Below are 17,421 nucleotides of genomic sequence, written 5' to 3'. Positions count from 1 at the left end.
TACCACCTCACGGAGGAGGAACCCGGTCCGCTCCGCAGCCCCGTGTCGGCGGTGCGGACCAGGCCTCCGTCCGTGGCCCCCATTCTGGCGTCCGCGCAGGTGGGGGCCCATCCGCGCGCGTACTCATTTCCGTGCCTAGGTACGGATACTCAGCCGCCGCGGCAAGCCCCACCAGTTGTACGGCCTGCGCAGCGGCCACGGCACCGCCGACTGGGGGTCAGTGCCCGCTGACGCGCCCCCGCAGCAGCAGCGACAGCGCCGAGTGGACGTCGTCCAGGGACCGCTCGCTCTGGAAGGACTGCCAGTCCAGCGCGGCCACCAGCACCATCCCGACCATCGCGGCCGCCGTCAGCGGCACGTCGATCTCGGCGCTCAGCTCGCCCCGCTCCACGCCCTCGCGCAGCACCTTCTCCACCACGGCCACCGCCTCCTGCCGGACCACCATCAGCGTGGACTGCCACGCCCTGTTGGTCCGCCACAGCTCGGCGACGTACAGCTGGGTGAAGGCCGGGTACCGGTCGATGAAGACGAGACCGGCCCGGATCATCGCGTCGAGCGCCTCGACGCGCGTGCCGCCCCGCGCCTCCGTCGACTCCGCCGCCTCCCGCAGGGACGCGGTCAGCAGCCCGACGCCGTGCCGCAGCAGCTCCTCGAAGAGGTCGTTCTTGCTCGCGAAGTTGTAGTAGACGGTGCCCTTCGCGACGCCGGCCCGTTCCGCGATCTCGTCGACCGTGGTCGCGGAGAAGCCCTGCTCGGCGATGAGGGTCACGGCTGCCTCGTAGAGCTTCTGCCGGGTGGCCTGCCGGCGGGCTCCGCCGGTACCCGTACCGGTGCTACTGCGTTCCATGGCGCTGATTGTCACAGGTCACACGTCCCTACAGGCTCAGTTCGGGGTGCAGCCGGTCCATGGTCCACACCTGCTTGCCGCGCGCGGCGAGGGCGGTGAGGCCGAGGGCGCCCGCGGTGAAGGCCACCAGGACCGCGGCACCCTGCCAGACCGAGGTGAGGTCACCGCCGGTGATCAGGTGGCGCAGGCCCTCGACGACGTACGACATCGGCAGGTACGGGTGGACGGCGTTGAAGAAGCCGGGGCTCGTCTGTACGGGGTAGGTGCCGCCCGCCGACGTCAGCTGGAGCATCAGCACGGCGAGGACCAGGATCCGTCCGGCGGCGCCGAACTTGGCGTTCAGCCACTGGACGATGGCCGCGAAGCAGCCGGTGACCAGCATCAGGAAGCCGATGGTCAGGGCCGGGTGGGCCATCTCCAGGCCGAGGCCCCAGTGCAGTACGGACATCAGCAGGCCCACCTGCGCGGCGCCGAGGCCCGCCACCGGCAGCCAGCCCGCGAGGGCGACCCGCCAGGGGGAGGCGCCCGCGGCCAGGGCCCGGCGGTTGAGCGGGGCGATCAGCATGTAGGCGACCATCGCGCCGACCCAGAGGGAGAGCGGGATGAAGTAGGGGGCGAAGCCGGTGCCGTAGTTGGGGGCCTTGTGCAGGGACTGGTTGGCGAGCCGGATCGGGTCGGCCATGACCTCGGTGCGGGTGTCGCGCTGCTGCTGGTCGTAGTCGGGGATCTTGCCGGCGCCCTCGTGCAGACCGCCGGCGAGGTCACCGGTGCCGTCGACGAGCTTGTACATCCCGCCGTCGAGGGTGTGGGCGCCGTCGCCGAGCTTGCCGACGCCGTCGTTGATGGCGCCGGAGCCGGTGGTGGCGCTGCCGAGGCCGGTGTGCAGCTGGGCCATGCCGCTGGCGACCTTGTGGGCGCCGCTGTTGAGGGCGTTGACCTTGGCGACGGCCGCGTCGAGGTCCCCGGCGAGCTGGGGGGCCTTGACGACCAGCTCGCGGGCTTTGTTCTCCAGGTCGGTCAGCTGGGTGCGGAGCTTGGTGACGTCGCCGTTGGCGTTCTTGACCAGGGTGTTGACGTCGCCGGTGAGTTCGGCGGCCTCGGCCGCGTCGTCCTTGACCTTCTTCAGGTCGGGGCAGGAGGCCAGGTGCGGCTCCATGCCCGGGGTGACGCAGTGGCGGGTGTAGTAGGCGTCGGCGCCCGCGGAGGCCTTCTTGGCCGCCGCCGCGGCGGCCGGGGCCTTCTCGGAGAAGGTGTTCAGGTGGTTCTTCACCACGCCCGCGGTGTCGGCGACCAGCTCGGCGGTGTCCGCCAGGTTCTTGGGGTCCTTGACGAAGGGGCGGGCCTTGTCGGCGGCCCCGTTGACCTTGTCGGCGAGGGTCTGGGTGCCGTCCGCGACGTCCTTCGAGCCGGTCTCCAGCTTGCCCGCGGCCGCGTTGAGCTTCTTCAGGCCGCTGTTGAGCTCGCCGGTCTTCTCCTCGGCCGTGTCGAGGCCGTCGGCGAGTTCCTTCGCGCCCTCCTTGGCCTTGCCCGCGCCGTCCTTGAGCTTGTCGGCGCCGTCGGCCGCCTCGGCGGTCTTGTCGTGCAGGTCGGAGAAGTTGACGAAGATCTTGTCGAGGAAGCCGCGGGAGGCGTTGGTGGACGCCGCCGAGCGGACCTCGGAGAAGACGGTGCGCGAGATCGAGCCGACGATGTAGTTGTTGGCGTCGTTGGTGCGGACCTGGAGGGCCCCGGTGGCGGGGTCGTCGCCGGAGCTGGAGGCGATCTTCGCGCTGAAGTCGGCGGGCATCGTCAGGGTCAGGTAGTACGTGCCGTTCTCCAGCCCCTGGGCCGCCTCCTTGGCGCTCACCTCGCGCCAGTCGAAGGTCTTGCTGTCGCGGAGCTTCTTGGTGATCTCCCCGCCCGCGTCGAGGTGCTTGCCGTCCACGGTCGTGCCGCGGTCGGCGTTGACGAGGGCCACGGGCACCTTGTCGAGGCGGCTGTACGGGTCCCAGAAGGACCAGAGGTACAGGGCCCCGTAGAGCAGCGGCAGCAGGATGAGCGCGACGAGCGCGGCCCGGGGCAGCTTCCCCCGCCCGAACCGCTTCAGCTCAAGCGCGGCCAGCTTCGGCGAGCGCATCGTCCGCCCCCTTCGTGTCGTCGTGACCGGCATCCGCGTCCGTGTCCGTGCCGGTGTCGGTGTCGGTGTCGTTCTTCGTGCCGGCGTCGCTCTGCGCGTCGGTGTCCGTGCCGGCGTCCGGGGCGTCCGGGTCCTTCGGGCAGGTCCGCAGGACGACCGCGTCGGCGGGCGCCTCGCTGCACACGGCGAGGACGGTGGTCCCGCGGGCGGCGATCGAGCGGAGCAGCTCCCAGGCCTCGGTGCGCTCGGTGTCCGAGAGCTTGAGGTCGAGGTCGTCCAGGGCCAGCAGGCGCGGGGATCCGAGCAGGGCGATGGCGATGGACAGCCGTACGGCCTCCAGTCGCTCCAGGTCCCGTACGGAGGTGCGCGGGCCCTTGGGCAGCGTGGCGAGGTCCAGTCCGGCGGCGGCGAGGGCCGCGTCGATGCGGGCCTTCGCCTGGGCGCGGCGCTCGGCCCGGGGCCGCAGTAGGGCGCGGACCGGGGCGTCGTAGCGGCGCTGGAGCAGCGCGCCCTCGCGCAGCTGTTCGGCGACGGTGAGGGCCTGGTCGAGGTCGTTGACGCCGGGGACCGGGCCGAGGGCGGCGATGCGGCGGACCGCGGCCATCTTCTTCGGCAGCCGGTGGCGGCCGATCTCGGCGTGGCCCTGGGTCGGCTTCATCCGCCCGGTGAGGGCGAGGAGCAGGCAGGTCCGGCCGCTGCCGGAGGGGCCTTCGACCGCGATGAGCGAGCCGGGCGCCGCGTCGACGCCCACCCCCCGGAAGGCCCAGCCGCGCGGGCCCTTGAGTCCGAAGTCCTCGGCTTTGACGGCCGCGCCGTGCGGGCTGTCCACGCCGTCCCCCTTCTTTTTGAACTGACCGGTCAGTTCAAAAACTAGCATCCTCCGGCGCACCGGGCGCGCAGGAGGGGGCAGTTGGCCGGAAATTTCCGGGCGACTGTCGGGCACACCACCGCAAAACAGCAGGTCAGCGCGATTGTCAGTGGCCCCCGTCACGATGGGGGCAACGCATCGACAGGAGGTTCGTCATGGCCACACCGTCCCCGTCCCCTGTCCACCCCGTCCTGCGCAGGTCGACGGCCCCTCCGGCCGCGATCGACCTGCTCGACAAGGCCCGCGACGGCCTGACCGAGGCCGCCCGGCTGACCCGGCCCAATGAGCGGTACGCCACCGCCCACCTCGCCGCACTGCGCACCGCCGCGGCCGTGCTCGCCGCGCGCGGGCGGCCCGAACCGGTGCACCCGCGGCGCCGGCCCCGGATCCGCAGCGCGTGGGAGGTGCTGCCGGAGATAGCGCCGGAGCTGGCCGAGTGGAGCGCGCTCTTCGCCTCCGGCGCCGCCCGCCGGGCCCGGGCCGAGGCGGGGATAGCGGACGCGGCGAGCTGCCGGGACGCCGACGATCTGGTGCGGGCCGTCTCGATGTTCCTGCGCCTGGTGGAGCGGATGCTGGACGTGCGGACACCTCCCCGGTCGCTGCCGCAGACCCTGCCCCAGCCCCGTCCGGAGCATCCGGACGCGGGGTGACCTCCCGTACGGCGTAGGGGTGTGCGGTGGATCGTCGCCGAGCCGGGCCCGGCCGTGATCCGCCGCACTTCCCCCCAGGCAATAGGGTGGGGCACGGACCGTTCTCCCTTACCCCGCCGAGGAGCCATCAGCCGTGTCGGACACTTCCCGCCCCCGTGCCTCCCTTCGCACCGCCGTGGTGTGGGAGGTCCTCAAGGAGGCGCTCGACCGCCGGGTGAAGGCGACCGGGCGGGACGTGCTGGACGTGCTGGACACCGGCGGCGGCACCGGCAAGTTCGCCGTGCCGGTGGCCCGCCTGGGCCACCGGGTCACCGTGGTCGACCCCAGCCCGAACGCCCTGTTCGGACTGGAGCGCCGGGTGGCCGAGGCCGGCGTGGCCGACCTGGTCCGCGGTGTGCAGGGCGACGCCCAGGGTCTGCTGGAGGTCGTCGACCGCGACGCGTACGACGTGGTGCTGTGCCACGGCGTGCTGGAGTACGTGGACGACCCGGCCGAGGGCGTGGCCAACACGGTGGCGGCCCTGCGCTCCGGCGGCACGCTCAGCCTGCTGGCCGCCGGCCTCGGCGGGGCCGTGCTCGCCCGCGCGCTGGCCGGGCACTTCACCGAGGCCCGTACCGCCCTCACCGACCCGGCCGGCCGCTGGGGATCCGGCGACCCGGTCCCGCGCCGCTTCACCGCCGAGCAGCTCTCCGAGCTGGTCGCGGGGGCCGGCCTGGCGGTCGGCGCCGTGCACGGCGTGCGGATCTTCGCCGACCTCGTGCCGGGGGTCCTGGTGGACACCGAGCCGGGCGCGGTGGAGGCGCTGCTGCGTCTGGAGGAGGCCGCCGCGGAGCTGCCCGCCTTCCACGCGGTGGCCACGCAGCTGCACGTGCTGGGCGAGAAGCGGGCCTGAACTGCGGGCTTCCTGGTGCGGAGTCGGCCACACACCCTCCGATCCGGCGCTGTGCCCCGTATGATCAGGGCAGTGACCGGCATGGTGGCAGGACCATTGGGGAATAACGGCCTCAGTGACCGCTCCCGCGGCGGTACGGTTCTGCGCAAGGTTTTGCTTTTTGGAACGCAGGCGTAGAGGGCGGGTGTCACGGGGGCGATTCCCCGCCTATCCTGAAGGGGACCCCTGGTCGCTACCCCCCGCGACCGACGGATGAGGAGGACTCCCGTGCCGCTCTCGGAGCACGAGCAGCGAATGCTCGAGCAGATGGAGCGAGCGCTGTACGCCGAAGATCCCAAGTTCGCGACAGCGCTTGAGGGAAGCGGACTGCGTACGTACACCCGGCGACGGGTCTACCAGGCAGTCGCAGGCATTGTGGTGGGTATCGCGCTCCTCATGACCGGTGTGATCATTCCGAACGTGCTCTGGATCAGCGTGGTGGGGTTCCTCGTCATGCTGGGCTGTACGGTCCTCGTGGTCACCGGTTGGCGCAAGGCACCCAAGCCTGGCGAGCAGCCCGTCTCCGGCAGTTCAGGCGGTTCGGCCCGAGGGCAGAACCGGCAGCGTCGGTCGATGATGACCCGTATCGAGGAACGGTGGCAGCGCCGCCGTGACGAGCAGGGGCAGTAGCAGCCCCCGACATCGTGAGCAGAGCAGTGAGGGGACGGCCGCGCGGAAGCGGCCGTCCCCTCACTGCTCCGCTCCCGGCGCCGCGTACGGCATGATGATCCAATGAGTGTGCTCCCCCTGGTCTTCACCAGCGGCTGGGCCAGTGGGATCAACGCCTACGCCGTGGTCCTCCTGCTCGGCGTCTTCGGCCGGACCGGCCTGACCGACGAGGTCCCCACCTCGCTCCAGCGCACCGACGTGCTGATCGTCGCGGCGGTGCTGTTCCTCTGCGAGGCCGTCGCCGACAAGGTCCCGTACGTGGACTCGATATGGGACGCCGTCCACACCGTGGTCCGTCCGGTGTCCGGTGCGGTGATCGGCGCGCTGCTGGCCGGGCAGAGCGGCTCGCTCTCCGACATCACGGCCGGGGCCATCGGCGGCTCGACCGCGCTGGCCAGCCATTTCGTCAAGGCCGGCACCAGGATGGCCATCAACACCTCGCCCGAGCCGTTCACCAATGTGGCGGTGAGCATCGCCGAGGACCTCGGGGTGGCCGGTCTCGTCACCTTCGCGATGTTCAACCCCGAGGCCGCCGCGGTCATCGCGGCCGTCCTGCTGGCCACCGGGCTGGCGATACTGGTCTTCCTCTGGAGCCGGATCCGCCGCTTCCTGCGCCGCAGGGCCCAGCGGCGCGAGGAGAAGCGCCTCGCCGCCGAGGCCCGCGAGGCCACCGGGGCCCCACCCCGCTGAGCCCCAGCCACTGGCGTCGCACCCCGCTGAGGCACCACCCCGCCGACCAGGGGGCATTCCCTCGATAGGCTCGGCCGCATGGCACGAATTGCGGTGATCGGCGCCGGCATGGGCGCGATGGCGACGGCGGCCCGGCTGGGCGTGGCAGGGCACCGGGTGACGGTGTACGAGCGCGGGGCGACCTACGGCGGAGCCGTGGGCCGCTACGAGCGCGAGGGGTTCGCCTTCGACACCGGGCCCGGGCTGCTGCACCTGCCCGCCGTCTACCGCGACCTGTTCGTGAAGACCGGCAAGCGCTCCCTGGAGGAGTGCGTCGACCTGGTCCAGGTGGACCCGGCCGTCCGACACGTCCTGCCCGGTCACGGCGTCGACGTCACGCTCCCGGGCGCCTCGCGCGGCGGTGTCGCCGCCGCCCTGGACTCCGCCTTCGGCCCGGGTGCGGGCGAGCGCTGGAACGCCGTGCTCGGCCGGGCGCGTGACGCCTGGGACGCCACCCGCCGGCCGCTGCTGGAGGAACCGCTGCGGCCCGGCGCCCGGGAGTCGCTGGGCGGCGACCCGTACCCGGCCCTGCGCAGGAGCGGCCTGCTGCGCCGCCGGCCGCCCACCCTCGCCGAGGTGGCCGGCCGGGAGCTGGGCGGCGGGCTCGGTGAGCTCCTGACCGGCTTGGTGGGCGCCTACGGGATCGACCCGGCCACCGCGCCGGGCTCGGCGGCCGTGCTGCCGTACATGGAGCAGACCTTCGGCAGCTGGTACGTGCGGGGCGGGATGCGGGCGCTGGCCACCGCCGTGTACGAGCGCTGCCTGGAGCGGAGGGTCGCCTTCGTCTTCGGCGCCGACGTGCGGGACGTCGTGGTCCGGGACGGCCGGGCCGCCGGGCTGCTGCTGGCCGACGGCACCGAGGCGGCCGCCGACTTCGTGGTCTGCGGGATCGACCCCCGGCAGCTGCCGGCCGGTTCCCTGCCGTGGCCGCCGGACGCGGTTCCCGCCCGCGGGGCCGACGTGCCCGGCCGGATCACGCTCCTGCTCGCCCTGCGCGGGGCCCGCCCCGCGTCGGCCGTCCACCGCGCCCTGGTCCACGCGCCCGGAGCCACGGTCACCGTCATGCGCCCGGACGACCCGGCGGCCCGGCCCGACGACGAGCACGAGGCGGTCACGGTCAGCGCCGTGTGCGGGCCCGGCGCCGACCGGCCCGGGCCCGGGCCCGAGGAGCTGCTGAACCTCGCGGAGAACGCCGTCCAGGGGCTGCGGGAGCGGCTGTTGTGGCAGGAGGTGCGCACCCCGGCCGACGTCGAGGCCACGACGGGCGCGCTGGGCGGCGCGGTGCCGCCGCCCGCCCTCGCCGGAGCCGGGGGCCGGCTGCTGCACCCCGCGAACACCACGGCCGTGCCCGGGCTGTACCTGGCGGGCGGCTGGGCGCATCCCGGCGGCGGGCTCGCGCACGCGGGGATGACCGGGGCCCTGGTGGCCGGACTGATCGTGGAGGGCGCGGAGTTCCGCGGCTCGCAGTGACCCTGCCCCGGCCCCCGGCCACCCGGCCGGGGCAACCGGCGACCGCCTAGTAGCGGTACTGCTCGTACTCCCCCTGCTGGGGGTAGGGGTACTGCTGCGGCGGCTCGGGCTGCTCCTCCGCCGGATAGGCCTGGGCGACCCCGTCGGTGGACCGCTGCTGCGGGACCCAGACCCCGCCGGGCGGGGTGTCCATGGCGTACTGCTGCTGCCCGTAGTCGGGGTACGGGGTGTAGTCGTACGACGGCGAGGGCGCGACGCCGCCGCCGATGTACGGGTCCGAGTAGGCGGCGTAGACCTGCTGCTGCTCACCGCTCTGGTAGCCGGCGGAGTAGTCGTAGCCCCCGGAGCCGGCCTGGCCCTGCGGGTCGTAGTAGGCCGCGTACTGGTGGGCGTCCTGCTCGGCCGTGCCGAACGGCGAGGCGAAGCCCGCCGTCTGGGACGGGTCGGGCGCGGACGTGAAGCTCTGGATCCCGTAGGAACCGGTGTCCTCGGGCACCGGCTGCGGGCTGTAGACCTCCTCGGCCGCGGCCTCGAACTGGCCTTGGTCCTCGGGCTCGTGCGCGCTCTCGTACTCCAGCGCGGTGACCTCCAGGGCCGGTTCCGGCTGAGCGGGGCTGCCGGAGCGGCGCCGGCGCGACTGCCGGGTCTGCCGTACGGGTTCCCCGCCGCGGCGCAGCGCCCAGCCGGCGACGAAGCCCTTGCGGAAGGAGAGGGTCACCAGCGTCTGGCCGACGGCGAAGGCCGCCGCGCCCAGGCCGATGACCGCCACCGACGGCAGGACCACTCCGGCGACCACGCCGAGGAAGCCCGCGAAGGCGAGCAGGCGCCAGCGGAGCCGGGCCTTGTACTGCATCAGGACCTCGGCGAGCAGCCACAGCGCGACGAAGCCGAACGCGATGTAGAGGACCGTCATTCCCATGCATGGCACCTCTCGGTACGGCGGACCGCCCGGGACATGGGAGGCCTGCCGGTCAGGCCCGCTGGTGCAGGCCCAGGTTCTCGTAGATTTCGAGAGTCGCCGTGGAGTTGTTCAGCGTGATGAAGTGCAGCCCCGGGACACCCTCGGACAGCAGCCGCGCGCAGAACTCCGTGGCGAACTCGATGCCAATGGAGCGTACAGCGGCCGGGTCGTCCTTGACCGCGAGCATGCGTTCTTTCACATCCGCGGGGAAGACCGCGTTGCTGAGCTGGGGCAGCCGGTCGAGCTGCTTGATCGCCACAACGGGCATGACCTCGGGGATGATCGGGGTCTCGCAGCCCGCCTTCTCGACGCTGTCGCGCAGCCGCAGATATTTATCCGGATCGAAGAACATCTGGGTGATCGCGTAGTCGGCGCCGGCGCGGCACTTGTCCACGAAGTGCCGGATGTCCGTGTCCCAGTCCGTCGAGCGCGGGTGCATCTCGGGGAAGGCGGCGACGCCGACGCAGAAGTCGCCGGACTCCTTGACCAGGCGGACCAGGTCGGCGGCGTAGTGCACGCCCTCGGGGTGCGGCACCCAGTCGCCCATCGGGTCGCCCGGCGGGTCTCCGCGCACGACGAGCATGTTGCGGATCCCGGCGTCGGCGAACTGGCCGATGACGTTGCGCAGCTCGGCGACCGAGTGGTCCACGGCGGTGAGGTGCGCGACGGGGGTCAGGGTGGTGTCCGCCGCGATCTCCTGGGTGGCCTTGACGGTACCGCCGCGGGTGGAGCCGCCGGCTCCGTAGGTCACCGAGACGAAGCTCGGGGATACCGCCTCGACCCTGCGCAGGGCGTTCCAGAGGTTGCGTTCGCCCTTCTCCGTCTTCGGCGCCCAGAACTCGAAGGAGTAGGAGCGCCCGGACGCGAGGAGGTCGCGGACCGTGTGTGCACGGTCCGACCAGGTGGAAGCGGTACCAGAGGCCATGGGGGCAGGTTAGACGCGGCCCGGCGGACACCGAAGCGCTGTCCGCCTTTTGGACACGTTTTTGGACACTCGGCGGGACGGGCGCCCGGCGCAGCTCAGCCGGGTCGGGCTCCCGGCTCAGCCGAGGCGGGCCCGGATCCGCTTGGCCAGCTCCGCGGCGGCCGCGCCGGGGTCGAGGGCCTCGGTGAGGGCGCGGACGACCACGACGCGGGTGGCGCCGGCGTCCAGCACCTCGTCCAGGTTGGAGCCGTCGATGCCGCCGATGGCGAACCAGGGGCGGTCCTGCTCCAGGGAGGCCGCGTACCGGACCAGTCCGAGGCCGGGCGCGTGGCGGCCGGGCTTGGTGGGGGTGGGCCAGCAGGGGCCGGTGCAGAAGTAGTCCACGCCGGGCTCGGCCACGGCCGCGTCGACCTCGGACTCGGCGTGGCAGGACCGGCCGATCAGGACCTGCTCGCCGAGGATGGCGCGGGCCGCCGGGACGGGGATGTCGCCCTGGCCGAGGTGCAGGACGTCGGAGCCGATGGCGTGCGCGACGTCGGCGCGGTCGTTCACGGCGAGGAGCTTGCCGTGGCGGCGGGCGGCCTCCGCGAAGACCTGGAGGTGTTCGAGCTCCTCGCCCGCCTCCATGCCCTTGTCGCGGAGCTGGACGACGTCCACGCCGCCGGCCAGGACGGCGTCCAGGAACTGGGGGAGGTCACCCTGCCGCTTGCGGGCGTCCGTGCACAGGTAGAGCCGGGCGTCGGACAGCTGCTGCATGGGTGTACCCCCCGTGGTGGAGGCGGTGTACGGGCCTGCGGGGCCCGTACACCGCGGTGGAGCGGATGGAGCGGTGGAGCGGTGGAGCGGTGGAGCGGATGGAGCGGTGGAGCGGTGGAGCTGGTGCGGATCAGGTCAGAGCGCGAGCGCCTGAGCCCGGCGCTTCACCTCCGTGCCGCGATTCTCGCGCAGCGCCTGCACGGGGGTGCCGGGCAGGGTCGGGTCCTCGGTGAAGAGCCATTCGAGGATCTCCTCCTCGGTGAAGCGGTCGTCGCGCAGCACGGTCAGCAGACCGACCAGCCCCTTGACGACCTTGTCGCCGTCGATGAAGGGGGCCGGCACCTGCAGGGAGCGGTTCTCGCCCCGGCGTACGGCGATCAGCTGCCCTTCCTTGACCATCTGGCGGACCCGGGTCACCTCGACGTGGAGCATCTCCGCGATGTCGGGGAGGTACAGCCACGAGGGGACAAGGGCATCGATCTTTGCGTCAATCTCGGTCACGGGAACAAGCCTGCCATCTCGGATCCGCCGCCGGTACCTGGGTGACCCCGTCCGGGTCACCGGGGCGGGTCCTGCGGCGGTGTCGGGTCGAGCCGGGTCAGGCCGTGGCCGACTTCAGCGCGACGGCCGGGTCGCCCACCTTCGCCGGGTCCAGCGCGGCCCCCGTCTCGATCAGGCGCCGGCCCTGCGCCAGGTCGCGCGGGCGGCCCACGGCCAGCACCGCCACCAGCGCGCCGTCCCGCAGCCAGCACACCGACCAGGCCGGCCCGGCCGGATCCCCGCGCCACAGCAGGGTGTCCGCCCCGCCGTGGTGTCCGGCGTACTGCACGAAGCGCCCGAACTGCTCCGACCAGAAGTACGGGACCGGGTCGTACGCCTGGACCGGCCCCGCGGCCCCGGCCAGCACGTTCGCCGCGACCGCCCGCGGCCCCTGGAGCGCGTTGTCCCAGTGGTGGACGAGCAGCCGCGTCCCGTAGCGCCCGGACGGGAAGGACGCGCAGTCGCCGACCGCGTACACCCCGGGCAGGGAGGTCCGCAGGTAGGCGTCGGCCGTGATCGAGCCGTCGGGGCCCAGCTCCACGCCGGAGCCGGCCAGCCAGGCGGTGGCGGGCCGCGCGCCGACGCCCACGACGACCGCGTCGGCGGGCAGGGTGCGGCCGTCCGCCAGCAGGACCCGGCCCTCCTCGACCCCGGCGACCTTCGCGCCGGTGATCAGCCCGGCGCCCGCCTCCTCGTACCAGCGGGCCATCGGCGCGGCGACCTCCGCGGGCAGCGCCCCCGCCAGCACCCGGTCGGCCGCCTCGACGACGGTCACCGCGCAGCCCGCCTCCCGGGCCGCGGTGGCGAACTCGGCGCCGATCCAGCCCGCTCCGACGACCACGACCGAGGGGGCCTGGGCGAGGACCGGGCGCAGCCGCTGCGCGTCGTCCAGGGTGCGCAGCAGGTGGACGCCCGGGACGCCCTCGGTGCCGGGCAGGGTCAGCGGCTGCGCGCCGGTCGCCAGTACGAGGACCTCGTACGGGACCGGGCCCGCCTCGGTGTCCAGCTCGCGGTCGGCGGCCCGCAGGCCGGTGACCTCCGTCCCGAGCCGGAGCTCGATGCCGAGCGCTTCGAAGTCCACGTCGAAGGCGGAGTCCTCGGCCTTGCCGAGCAGCACCGCCTTGGACAGCGGGGGCCGGTCGTAGGGCTGGTGGGGTTCGGCTCCCAGGAGGGTCACGGGGCCGGTGAAGCCCTGCTCCCGCAGGGCCACCGCGGTCTGCACCCCGGCCATTCCGGCGCCGACGATCACGACGCCGCGCTGATTCTGTTCCGTCTGCTCGCTCACCCGGCCACCCTAATCATCTGACGCTCCGTCAGGAATAGGTGCCGCCTTACCGGCCGTCGGGAGCCGGGTTAGTCTGGCCACCGTACCTATCGCGGGAGTCCGGCGCACCGGGCTGAGAGGGAGGCTGGCCGGCCTCCGACCGTACGAACCTGATCCGGGTCATGCCGGCGAAGGGAGGGGCTGGACGCCCATGCACGCATCTCGAAGGGAATCCGCCGACGGATCCGCCGACGGATCCGGCGACGGCTCCGGCGGCGGCTCGGCCAGGGGATCCGCCGGGGGATCCGACGCGCTCGTCATCGGTGGCGGGATCATCGGCCTGGTCACCGCCTGGCGGGCCGCGGCGCGCGGACTGCGCACCGTACTGGCCGACCCGGCACCCGGCGGCGGCGCCGCCCAGGTCGCGGCCGGCATGCTCGCCCCCGTCACCGAACTGCACTACGGCGAGGAAGCCCTGCTGGGCCTGGGCCTCGCCTCCGCCGCGCGCTATCCCGACTTCGCCGCCGAGCTCGCCGAGGCCAGCGGCATCGACATCGGCTACCGCGCCTGCGGAACCCTGTCCGTCGCCCTCGACGCCGACGACCGGCTCCACCTGCGCGAACTGCACGCCCTGCAGCGCCGCTGCGGCCTGGAGTCCGAGTGGCTCACCGGCCGCGAGTGCCGCCGCCTGGAGCCGTTGCTCGCCCCGGGCGTCCGCGGCGGCCTGCGCGTGGACGGCGACCACCAGGTCGACCCGCGCCGGCTCGCGGCCGCCCTGCTGGCCGCCTGCGAACGGGCCGGCGTGATCATCCACCGGGCGCGCGCCGAGCGGCTGCTGGTCACCGCCGACCGTGCGGCGGGCGCCCTGCTCGACGACGGTACGCGGGTGCGCGCCCACCAGGTGGTCCTCGCGGCGGGCTCCCTCAGCGGCAGGCTGGCCGGCGTACCGCCGCAGGCGGCCGTACCGGTCCGGCCGGTGAAGGGACAGGTCCTTCGGCTCACGGTGCCGCCCGCCTACGCGCCCTTCCTGTCGCGGACCGTGCGGGCCGTCGTGCGCGGCAGCCACGTCTACCTGGTGCCGCGCGAGAACGGCGAGCTCGTCGTCGGCGCCACCAGCGAGGAACTCGGCTGGGACACCACGGTCACCGCGGGCGGAGTCTACGAACTCCTGCGCGACGCCCACGAACTGGTGCCCGGCATCACCGAACTCCCGCTCACCGAGACCCGCGCGGGGCTGCGTCCCGGCTCGCCCGACAACGCCCCGCTGCTGGGCCCGACCGAACTGCCGGGCCTGCACCTGGCCACCGGCCACTACCGCAACGGGGTGCTGCTCACCCCGCTGACCGGCGACGCGCTGGCGGACCTGCTGACCACCGGCGAATTGCCGGCGGTCGCCCGCCCGTTCAGCCCCCGCCGCTTCTCTGCCGCCCCCCAGGAGTCGTACGCATGACCATCTCCGTCAACGGCGAACCGCGCGAGGTCGCGGCCGGCACCACGCTCGACGCGGTGGTCGCCACCCTGACCGCGGCCCCGTCGGGCGTCGCCGCCGCACTCAACGAGACCGTGGTCCCGCGCGGGCAGTGGCCGGCCACGCCCGTGGGCGAGGGCGACCGGATCGAAATCCTCACCGCGGTCCAGGGGGGCTGAGCACCATGGCGGACGACCTCTTCACCCTCGGCGGCCGGACCTTCTCCTCCCGCCTGATCATGGGCACGGGCGGCGCCCCGAGCCTGGACGTGCTGGAACGCGCCCTCGTCGCGTCCGGCACCGAGCTCACGACCGTGGCGATGCGGCGCCTGGACCCCACGGTCCAGGGCTCCGTCCTGACCGTCCTGTCCAAGCTCGGCATCGCGGTCCTGCCCAACACGGCGGGCTGCTTCACCGCGGGCGAGGCCGTCCTGACGGCGCGCCTCGCGCGGGAGGCGCTCGGCACGGACTGGATCAAGCTGGAGGTGGTCGCGGACGAGCGGACCCTCCTGCCGGACGGCGTGGAACTGCTGGACGCGGCCGAAACCCTCGTCGACGAGGGCTTCACCGTCCTGCCCTACACGAACGACGACCCGGTCCTCGCCCGCAAGCTGGAGGACGTGGGCTGCGCGGCGATCATGCCGCTCGGCTCCCCCATCGGGTCGGGCATGGGCATCCGCAACCCGCACAACTTCGAACTGATCACGGAACGGGCGGGCGTACCGGTGATCCTCGACGCGGGCGCGGGCACCGCCTCCGACGTCGCCCTCGCGATGGAACTGGGCTGCGCGGGAGTGATGCTGGCCTCGGCCGTGACGCGGGCCCAGTCGCCCGCCCTGATGGCGGCGGCCATGCGCGACGCCGTCTCGGCGGGCCGCCTCGCCTTCCGCGCGGGCCGCATCCCCCAACGCCGCTTCGCGGAAGCCTCCTCCCCCACGGAGGGCCGCGCCACCCTGGACCCGGAACGCCCGGCGTTCTGAGGCGGGGGCGGGGGCGGGGGCGGGGGCGGGGGCGGTACGGGACTTCCGCGCGCGGGGTATCCGCCCCCTTGGCCCCCCACCCGCACCCGGCTCGGATTCCCGCGAGCGCACCGAGCCGTGCGGGGGTGGCTTCGGGGGGCGGGAGCCCCTGAGGCGGCATCAGAGACGCGTATGGGGGTTTCCCGTCAGTCTCATCGTCTCTCCGTGTCGGGCCGGTCCCTCAAGGGCGCTCCCTTCGGTCGCGTCGCTGCGCGATGGCCTTCGGCCACCCTTGACCGACCGTCCCGCCCCGGACATACGAAGACTGCCGGGAAACCCCCAAAGGAACGGGCCGGGCCTTCTTTTTCAGGGGCGGGCAGCGTCGCGATGCACGGCCTGGGCCCCGGCCGGCCAGTCCGAGAGGCGGGCGGACGGGATATCGCATCCCGGGACGGGACGAGGGCGAAACGCGTCAGATCGCTACGCGCTTCTCATCTCTCAGCGTCCGACGGCCGTCCTGGGCTGGACATAGGCCGCCACAGATCGCTACACGGTCCCCGACGACGGCGGCAGCCGGTCGTTTGTGGCGGAGAGGGCGGGCCGGGTCTGCTGGAGAGTCGGAGTGCTTCGGACTAGGCGTCGAAGTCGTACTCCAGCACGTAGGAGGCGCTGTCCAGGGTCATCTCGTTGACCTCAACGATCCGCCCGCCGTCGGCGAACGCCGTGCGGACGATCTGGATGACAGGCGTACCCATGGTGAGCGCGAGCTGCTCGGCCTCGTCAGCTGACGGCATCCGGGAGCGCACCTCCTCGCGGAAGTGGACGGGCTTGTGACCCAGCTCGTCCAAACGCGCGTACGTGCCACCGGGGCCGGTGTCGGTCTGTGTGATGGCAGAGTCGGCGACGAGATCCGACGGCAGGTACGAGATTGCGAAGAGCACCGGCTTGCCATCAAGGACGAAGCGACGGCTGCGCGCCCAAACCCGAGACTCCGGGGGAATGCCGAGGGCATCGGCGATGCGGCTGTCCGCCTCTTCTTCGCGCACATCGATCTGATCGACGACGAGCTCTCGGTCTTCGGTATCCGTGGACCAGATCGAACGGCCCGACCCCCACTGCTCCTGTGACAGCCGCTGGATACCGCGCCGCCGCAGGGGCTTGAACGCCCGGACGAAGACACCAGCGCCCTTCCGCGCCTCCGCGAGGCCTTCGTTCTGGAGTACGCCGAGGGCCTGACGTGCGGTCATCCGGGCGACCTCGTACGTGGCCATGAGGTCGTTCTCGCCTGGCAGACGGTCGCCCGGGCCGTACTCGCCCGACTGGATGGCCGTCCTCAGCGCGTCGGCGATCCGCTGGTATTTCGGTCGGCGGCCGCTGCCCTGGGTGGTCATGAAAACGATCACTCCTTCTCTTCTCTAGACACCCTATGACCGGGGATGGCGCACTGCGCGTCCCGTCCCAGTGTTGAGGCCTCTCGCCAGGTAGATCTCTAGAGATGTATTGACGAATCGAGCCGAACCGGCTGTAGTGATACATCTCTAGAGATGCCACCCGCGTGGCCTCACGACTGAGGAGTGATCTGCGTGCGTCAGATTTCCGTCGACACAGCAGCCCCTGTCCCTGACGCGTCGACGCGGGTGGCCGTAGTAGTCGAACCCAGCTCGGATCTGCTCCATCGGGCCCTCGTCGGCTGGGAGCGCTTCCTCGGGACCTTTGAGAAGGTGTCCGATGAGTGAGCGCTACGAGTACGTCCCCCATCGGCTTCTACGGCGCCGCGTCCGTGACATCGCCTCCGGGGCCGAGGGCGAACTGATGGCCGTGATCAACGAGAACGTCTCAGGCTCCGTCGCCCACGAACGCTGGATGGAACTGGCCTACATCCGCGGAGCGTCCGGCCGTGAGTTCACTACCGCGATCGCCAACGTCGAAGCCGTCGGCACAACCGACCGCCATGAACGTCCGCCCCTCGCCCTGGCCGAGCTGTACTCCCATCAGAGCGACCCCCCTCCCAGCAACCGTGCGACAGACCACCCTAATTAGGGCGAAACGACGGCCATTCCGATCGTCCACCCACGCTGACCTGGATACAGCTCGGAATAGCCGTGCTCTGGTGCCTGGACTTCCCCAGAAAGCCGTCAGACGCCGTCTTCGCAGACGTCTGAGACGTGTGGGCGGCCTATTCCCAGCCCCAGACGGCTGGCAGGCGCTGAGAGATGAGAAGCGCGTAGCGATCTGACGCGTTTCGCCCTCGCCCCCGTCCCGGGATGCG

18 protein-coding genes and 1 riboswitch are annotated in these 17,421 nt (G+C 72.7%); of the genes, 9 read left to right on the top strand and 9 right to left on the bottom strand.

What is annotated here, in order from left to right; translation table 11 throughout:
• Positions 1–217: 217 nt before the first annotated feature.
• Genes ACF059_RS25800 through ACF059_RS25790 form a run of 3 tightly spaced genes read right to left on the bottom strand, consistent with a single transcriptional unit; the run spans position 218 to position 3,792 of the window.
• The gene (locus tag ACF059_RS25800; RefSeq protein ID WP_361948882.1) at positions 218–847 is read right to left on the bottom strand and encodes a TetR/AcrR family transcriptional regulator; all 630 of its coding nucleotides are present in this window, start codon (positions 845–847) and stop codon (positions 218–220) included.
• Between the two features lie 28 nt (positions 848–875).
• Positions 876–2,963 (bottom strand): YhgE/Pip family protein, encoded by a 2,088-nt coding sequence (locus tag ACF059_RS25795; RefSeq protein ID WP_392061332.1) that lies wholly within the window; start codon positions 2,961–2,963, stop codon positions 876–878.
• Positions 2,935–3,792 carry an ATP-binding cassette domain-containing protein gene (locus ACF059_RS25790; RefSeq protein WP_392061329.1) on the bottom strand — a complete coding sequence of 286 codons (858 nt, stop codon included), beginning with the start codon at positions 3,790–3,792 and terminating at the stop codon, positions 2,935–2,937. Before ACF059_RS25790 ends, ACF059_RS25795 begins: the two co-directional genes overlap by 29 nt.
• 194 nt (positions 3,793–3,986) lie before the next feature.
• On the opposite strand from ACF059_RS25790, the gene ACF059_RS25785 reads away from it, so the two are divergent.
• From ACF059_RS25785 to ACF059_RS25765, 5 genes are all read left to right on the top strand, one after another.
• Entirely contained in the window at positions 3,987–4,481 is a 495-nt protein-coding gene (locus ACF059_RS25785) for an SAV_6107 family HEPN domain-containing protein (RefSeq protein WP_392061327.1), read from the top strand.
• A gap of 133 nt (positions 4,482–4,614) precedes the next feature.
• On the top strand, positions 4,615–5,373 hold the full coding sequence (locus tag ACF059_RS25780; RefSeq protein ID WP_361948893.1) for a methyltransferase: 759 nt from the start codon (positions 4,615–4,617) through the stop codon (positions 5,371–5,373).
• A gap of 267 nt (positions 5,374–5,640) precedes the next feature.
• Positions 5,641–6,042: a DUF3040 domain-containing protein gene (locus tag ACF059_RS25775; RefSeq protein ID WP_361948896.1), complete on the top strand. Its 402-nt coding sequence runs from the start codon at positions 5,641–5,643 to the stop codon at positions 6,040–6,042.
• 102 nt (positions 6,043–6,144) lie between these two features.
• Positions 6,145–6,771 carry a DUF4126 domain-containing protein gene (locus tag ACF059_RS25770; protein WP_392061323.1) on the top strand — a complete coding sequence of 209 codons (627 nt, stop codon included), beginning with the start codon at positions 6,145–6,147 and terminating at the stop codon, positions 6,769–6,771.
• 78 nt (positions 6,772–6,849) lie between these two features.
• Complete coding sequence (locus ACF059_RS25765; protein ID WP_392061320.1) at positions 6,850–8,280, top strand: phytoene desaturase family protein; 1,431 nt, start codon at positions 6,850–6,852, stop codon at positions 8,278–8,280.
• 46 nt (positions 8,281–8,326) lie between these two features.
• Here the strand turns inward: ACF059_RS25765 and ACF059_RS25760 are convergent, their stop codons facing one another.
• The 5 genes from ACF059_RS25760 to ACF059_RS25740 form a co-directional block, all read right to left on the bottom strand.
• Entirely contained in the window at positions 8,327–9,199 is an 873-nt protein-coding gene (locus ACF059_RS25760) for a hypothetical protein (RefSeq protein ID WP_392061317.1), read from the bottom strand.
• A 52-nt stretch (positions 9,200–9,251) separates the two neighbouring features.
• The gene (metF, locus tag ACF059_RS25755) at positions 9,252–10,166 is read right to left on the bottom strand and encodes a methylenetetrahydrofolate reductase [NAD(P)H] (RefSeq protein ID WP_392061315.1); all 915 of its coding nucleotides are present in this window, start codon (positions 10,164–10,166) and stop codon (positions 9,252–9,254) included.
• Between the two features lie 117 nt (positions 10,167–10,283).
• Positions 10,284–10,922: a thiamine phosphate synthase gene (thiE, locus tag ACF059_RS25750; protein ID WP_366868540.1), complete on the bottom strand. Its 639-nt coding sequence runs from the start codon at positions 10,920–10,922 to the stop codon at positions 10,284–10,286.
• Between the two features lie 135 nt (positions 10,923–11,057).
• Positions 11,058–11,423: an Rv2175c family DNA-binding protein gene (locus ACF059_RS25745; protein ID WP_360901064.1), complete on the bottom strand. Its 366-nt coding sequence runs from the start codon at positions 11,421–11,423 to the stop codon at positions 11,058–11,060.
• 97 nt (positions 11,424–11,520) lie between these two features.
• Entirely contained in the window at positions 11,521–12,747 is a 1,227-nt protein-coding gene (locus tag ACF059_RS25740) for an NAD(P)/FAD-dependent oxidoreductase (RefSeq protein ID WP_392061311.1), read from the bottom strand.
• Between the two features lie 81 nt (positions 12,748–12,828).
• Positions 12,829–12,940, top strand: a riboswitch (TPP riboswitch).
• Here ACF059_RS25740 and thiO point away from each other — a divergent pair.
• From thiO to ACF059_RS25725, 3 genes are all read left to right on the top strand, one after another.
• The gene (thiO, locus tag ACF059_RS25735; RefSeq protein ID WP_392061308.1) at positions 12,938–14,176 is read left to right on the top strand and encodes a glycine oxidase ThiO; all 1,239 of its coding nucleotides are present in this window, start codon (positions 12,938–12,940) and stop codon (positions 14,174–14,176) included. It overlaps the preceding riboswitch by 3 nt.
• Complete coding sequence (gene thiS / locus ACF059_RS25730; RefSeq protein ID WP_361948920.1) at positions 14,173–14,373, top strand: sulfur carrier protein ThiS; 201 nt, start codon at positions 14,173–14,175, stop codon at positions 14,371–14,373. The genes thiO and thiS overlap by 4 nt, the downstream gene beginning before the upstream one ends.
• A gap of 5 nt (positions 14,374–14,378) precedes the next feature.
• Positions 14,379–15,173, top strand: a complete 795-nt coding sequence (locus tag ACF059_RS25725; RefSeq protein ID WP_366868537.1) for a thiazole synthase — start codon at positions 14,379–14,381, stop codon at positions 15,171–15,173.
• A 611-nt stretch (positions 15,174–15,784) separates the two neighbouring features.
• On the opposite strand, the gene ACF059_RS25720 is transcribed toward ACF059_RS25725, so the two are convergent.
• The gene (locus ACF059_RS25720; RefSeq protein WP_392061305.1) at positions 15,785–16,543 is read right to left on the bottom strand and encodes a GntR family transcriptional regulator; all 759 of its coding nucleotides are present in this window, start codon (positions 16,541–16,543) and stop codon (positions 15,785–15,787) included.
• Positions 16,544–16,880: 337 nt separating this feature from the next.
• Between ACF059_RS25720 and ACF059_RS25715 the strand changes: the two genes are divergently transcribed.
• The gene (locus ACF059_RS25715; protein WP_392061302.1) at positions 16,881–17,192 is read left to right on the top strand and encodes a hypothetical protein; all 312 of its coding nucleotides are present in this window, start codon (positions 16,881–16,883) and stop codon (positions 17,190–17,192) included.
• Positions 17,193–17,421 lie beyond the last annotated feature (229 nt).

The sequence above is a fragment of the Streptomyces sp. NPDC016562 genome (genome assembly GCF_043076955.1).
In the GTDB taxonomy this organism is placed as follows: domain Bacteria; phylum Actinomycetota; class Actinomycetes; order Streptomycetales; family Streptomycetaceae; genus Streptomyces.
Note: the sequence above shows the minus strand (reverse complement) of the source record. Positions and strands in the feature narration are given on the sequence as shown.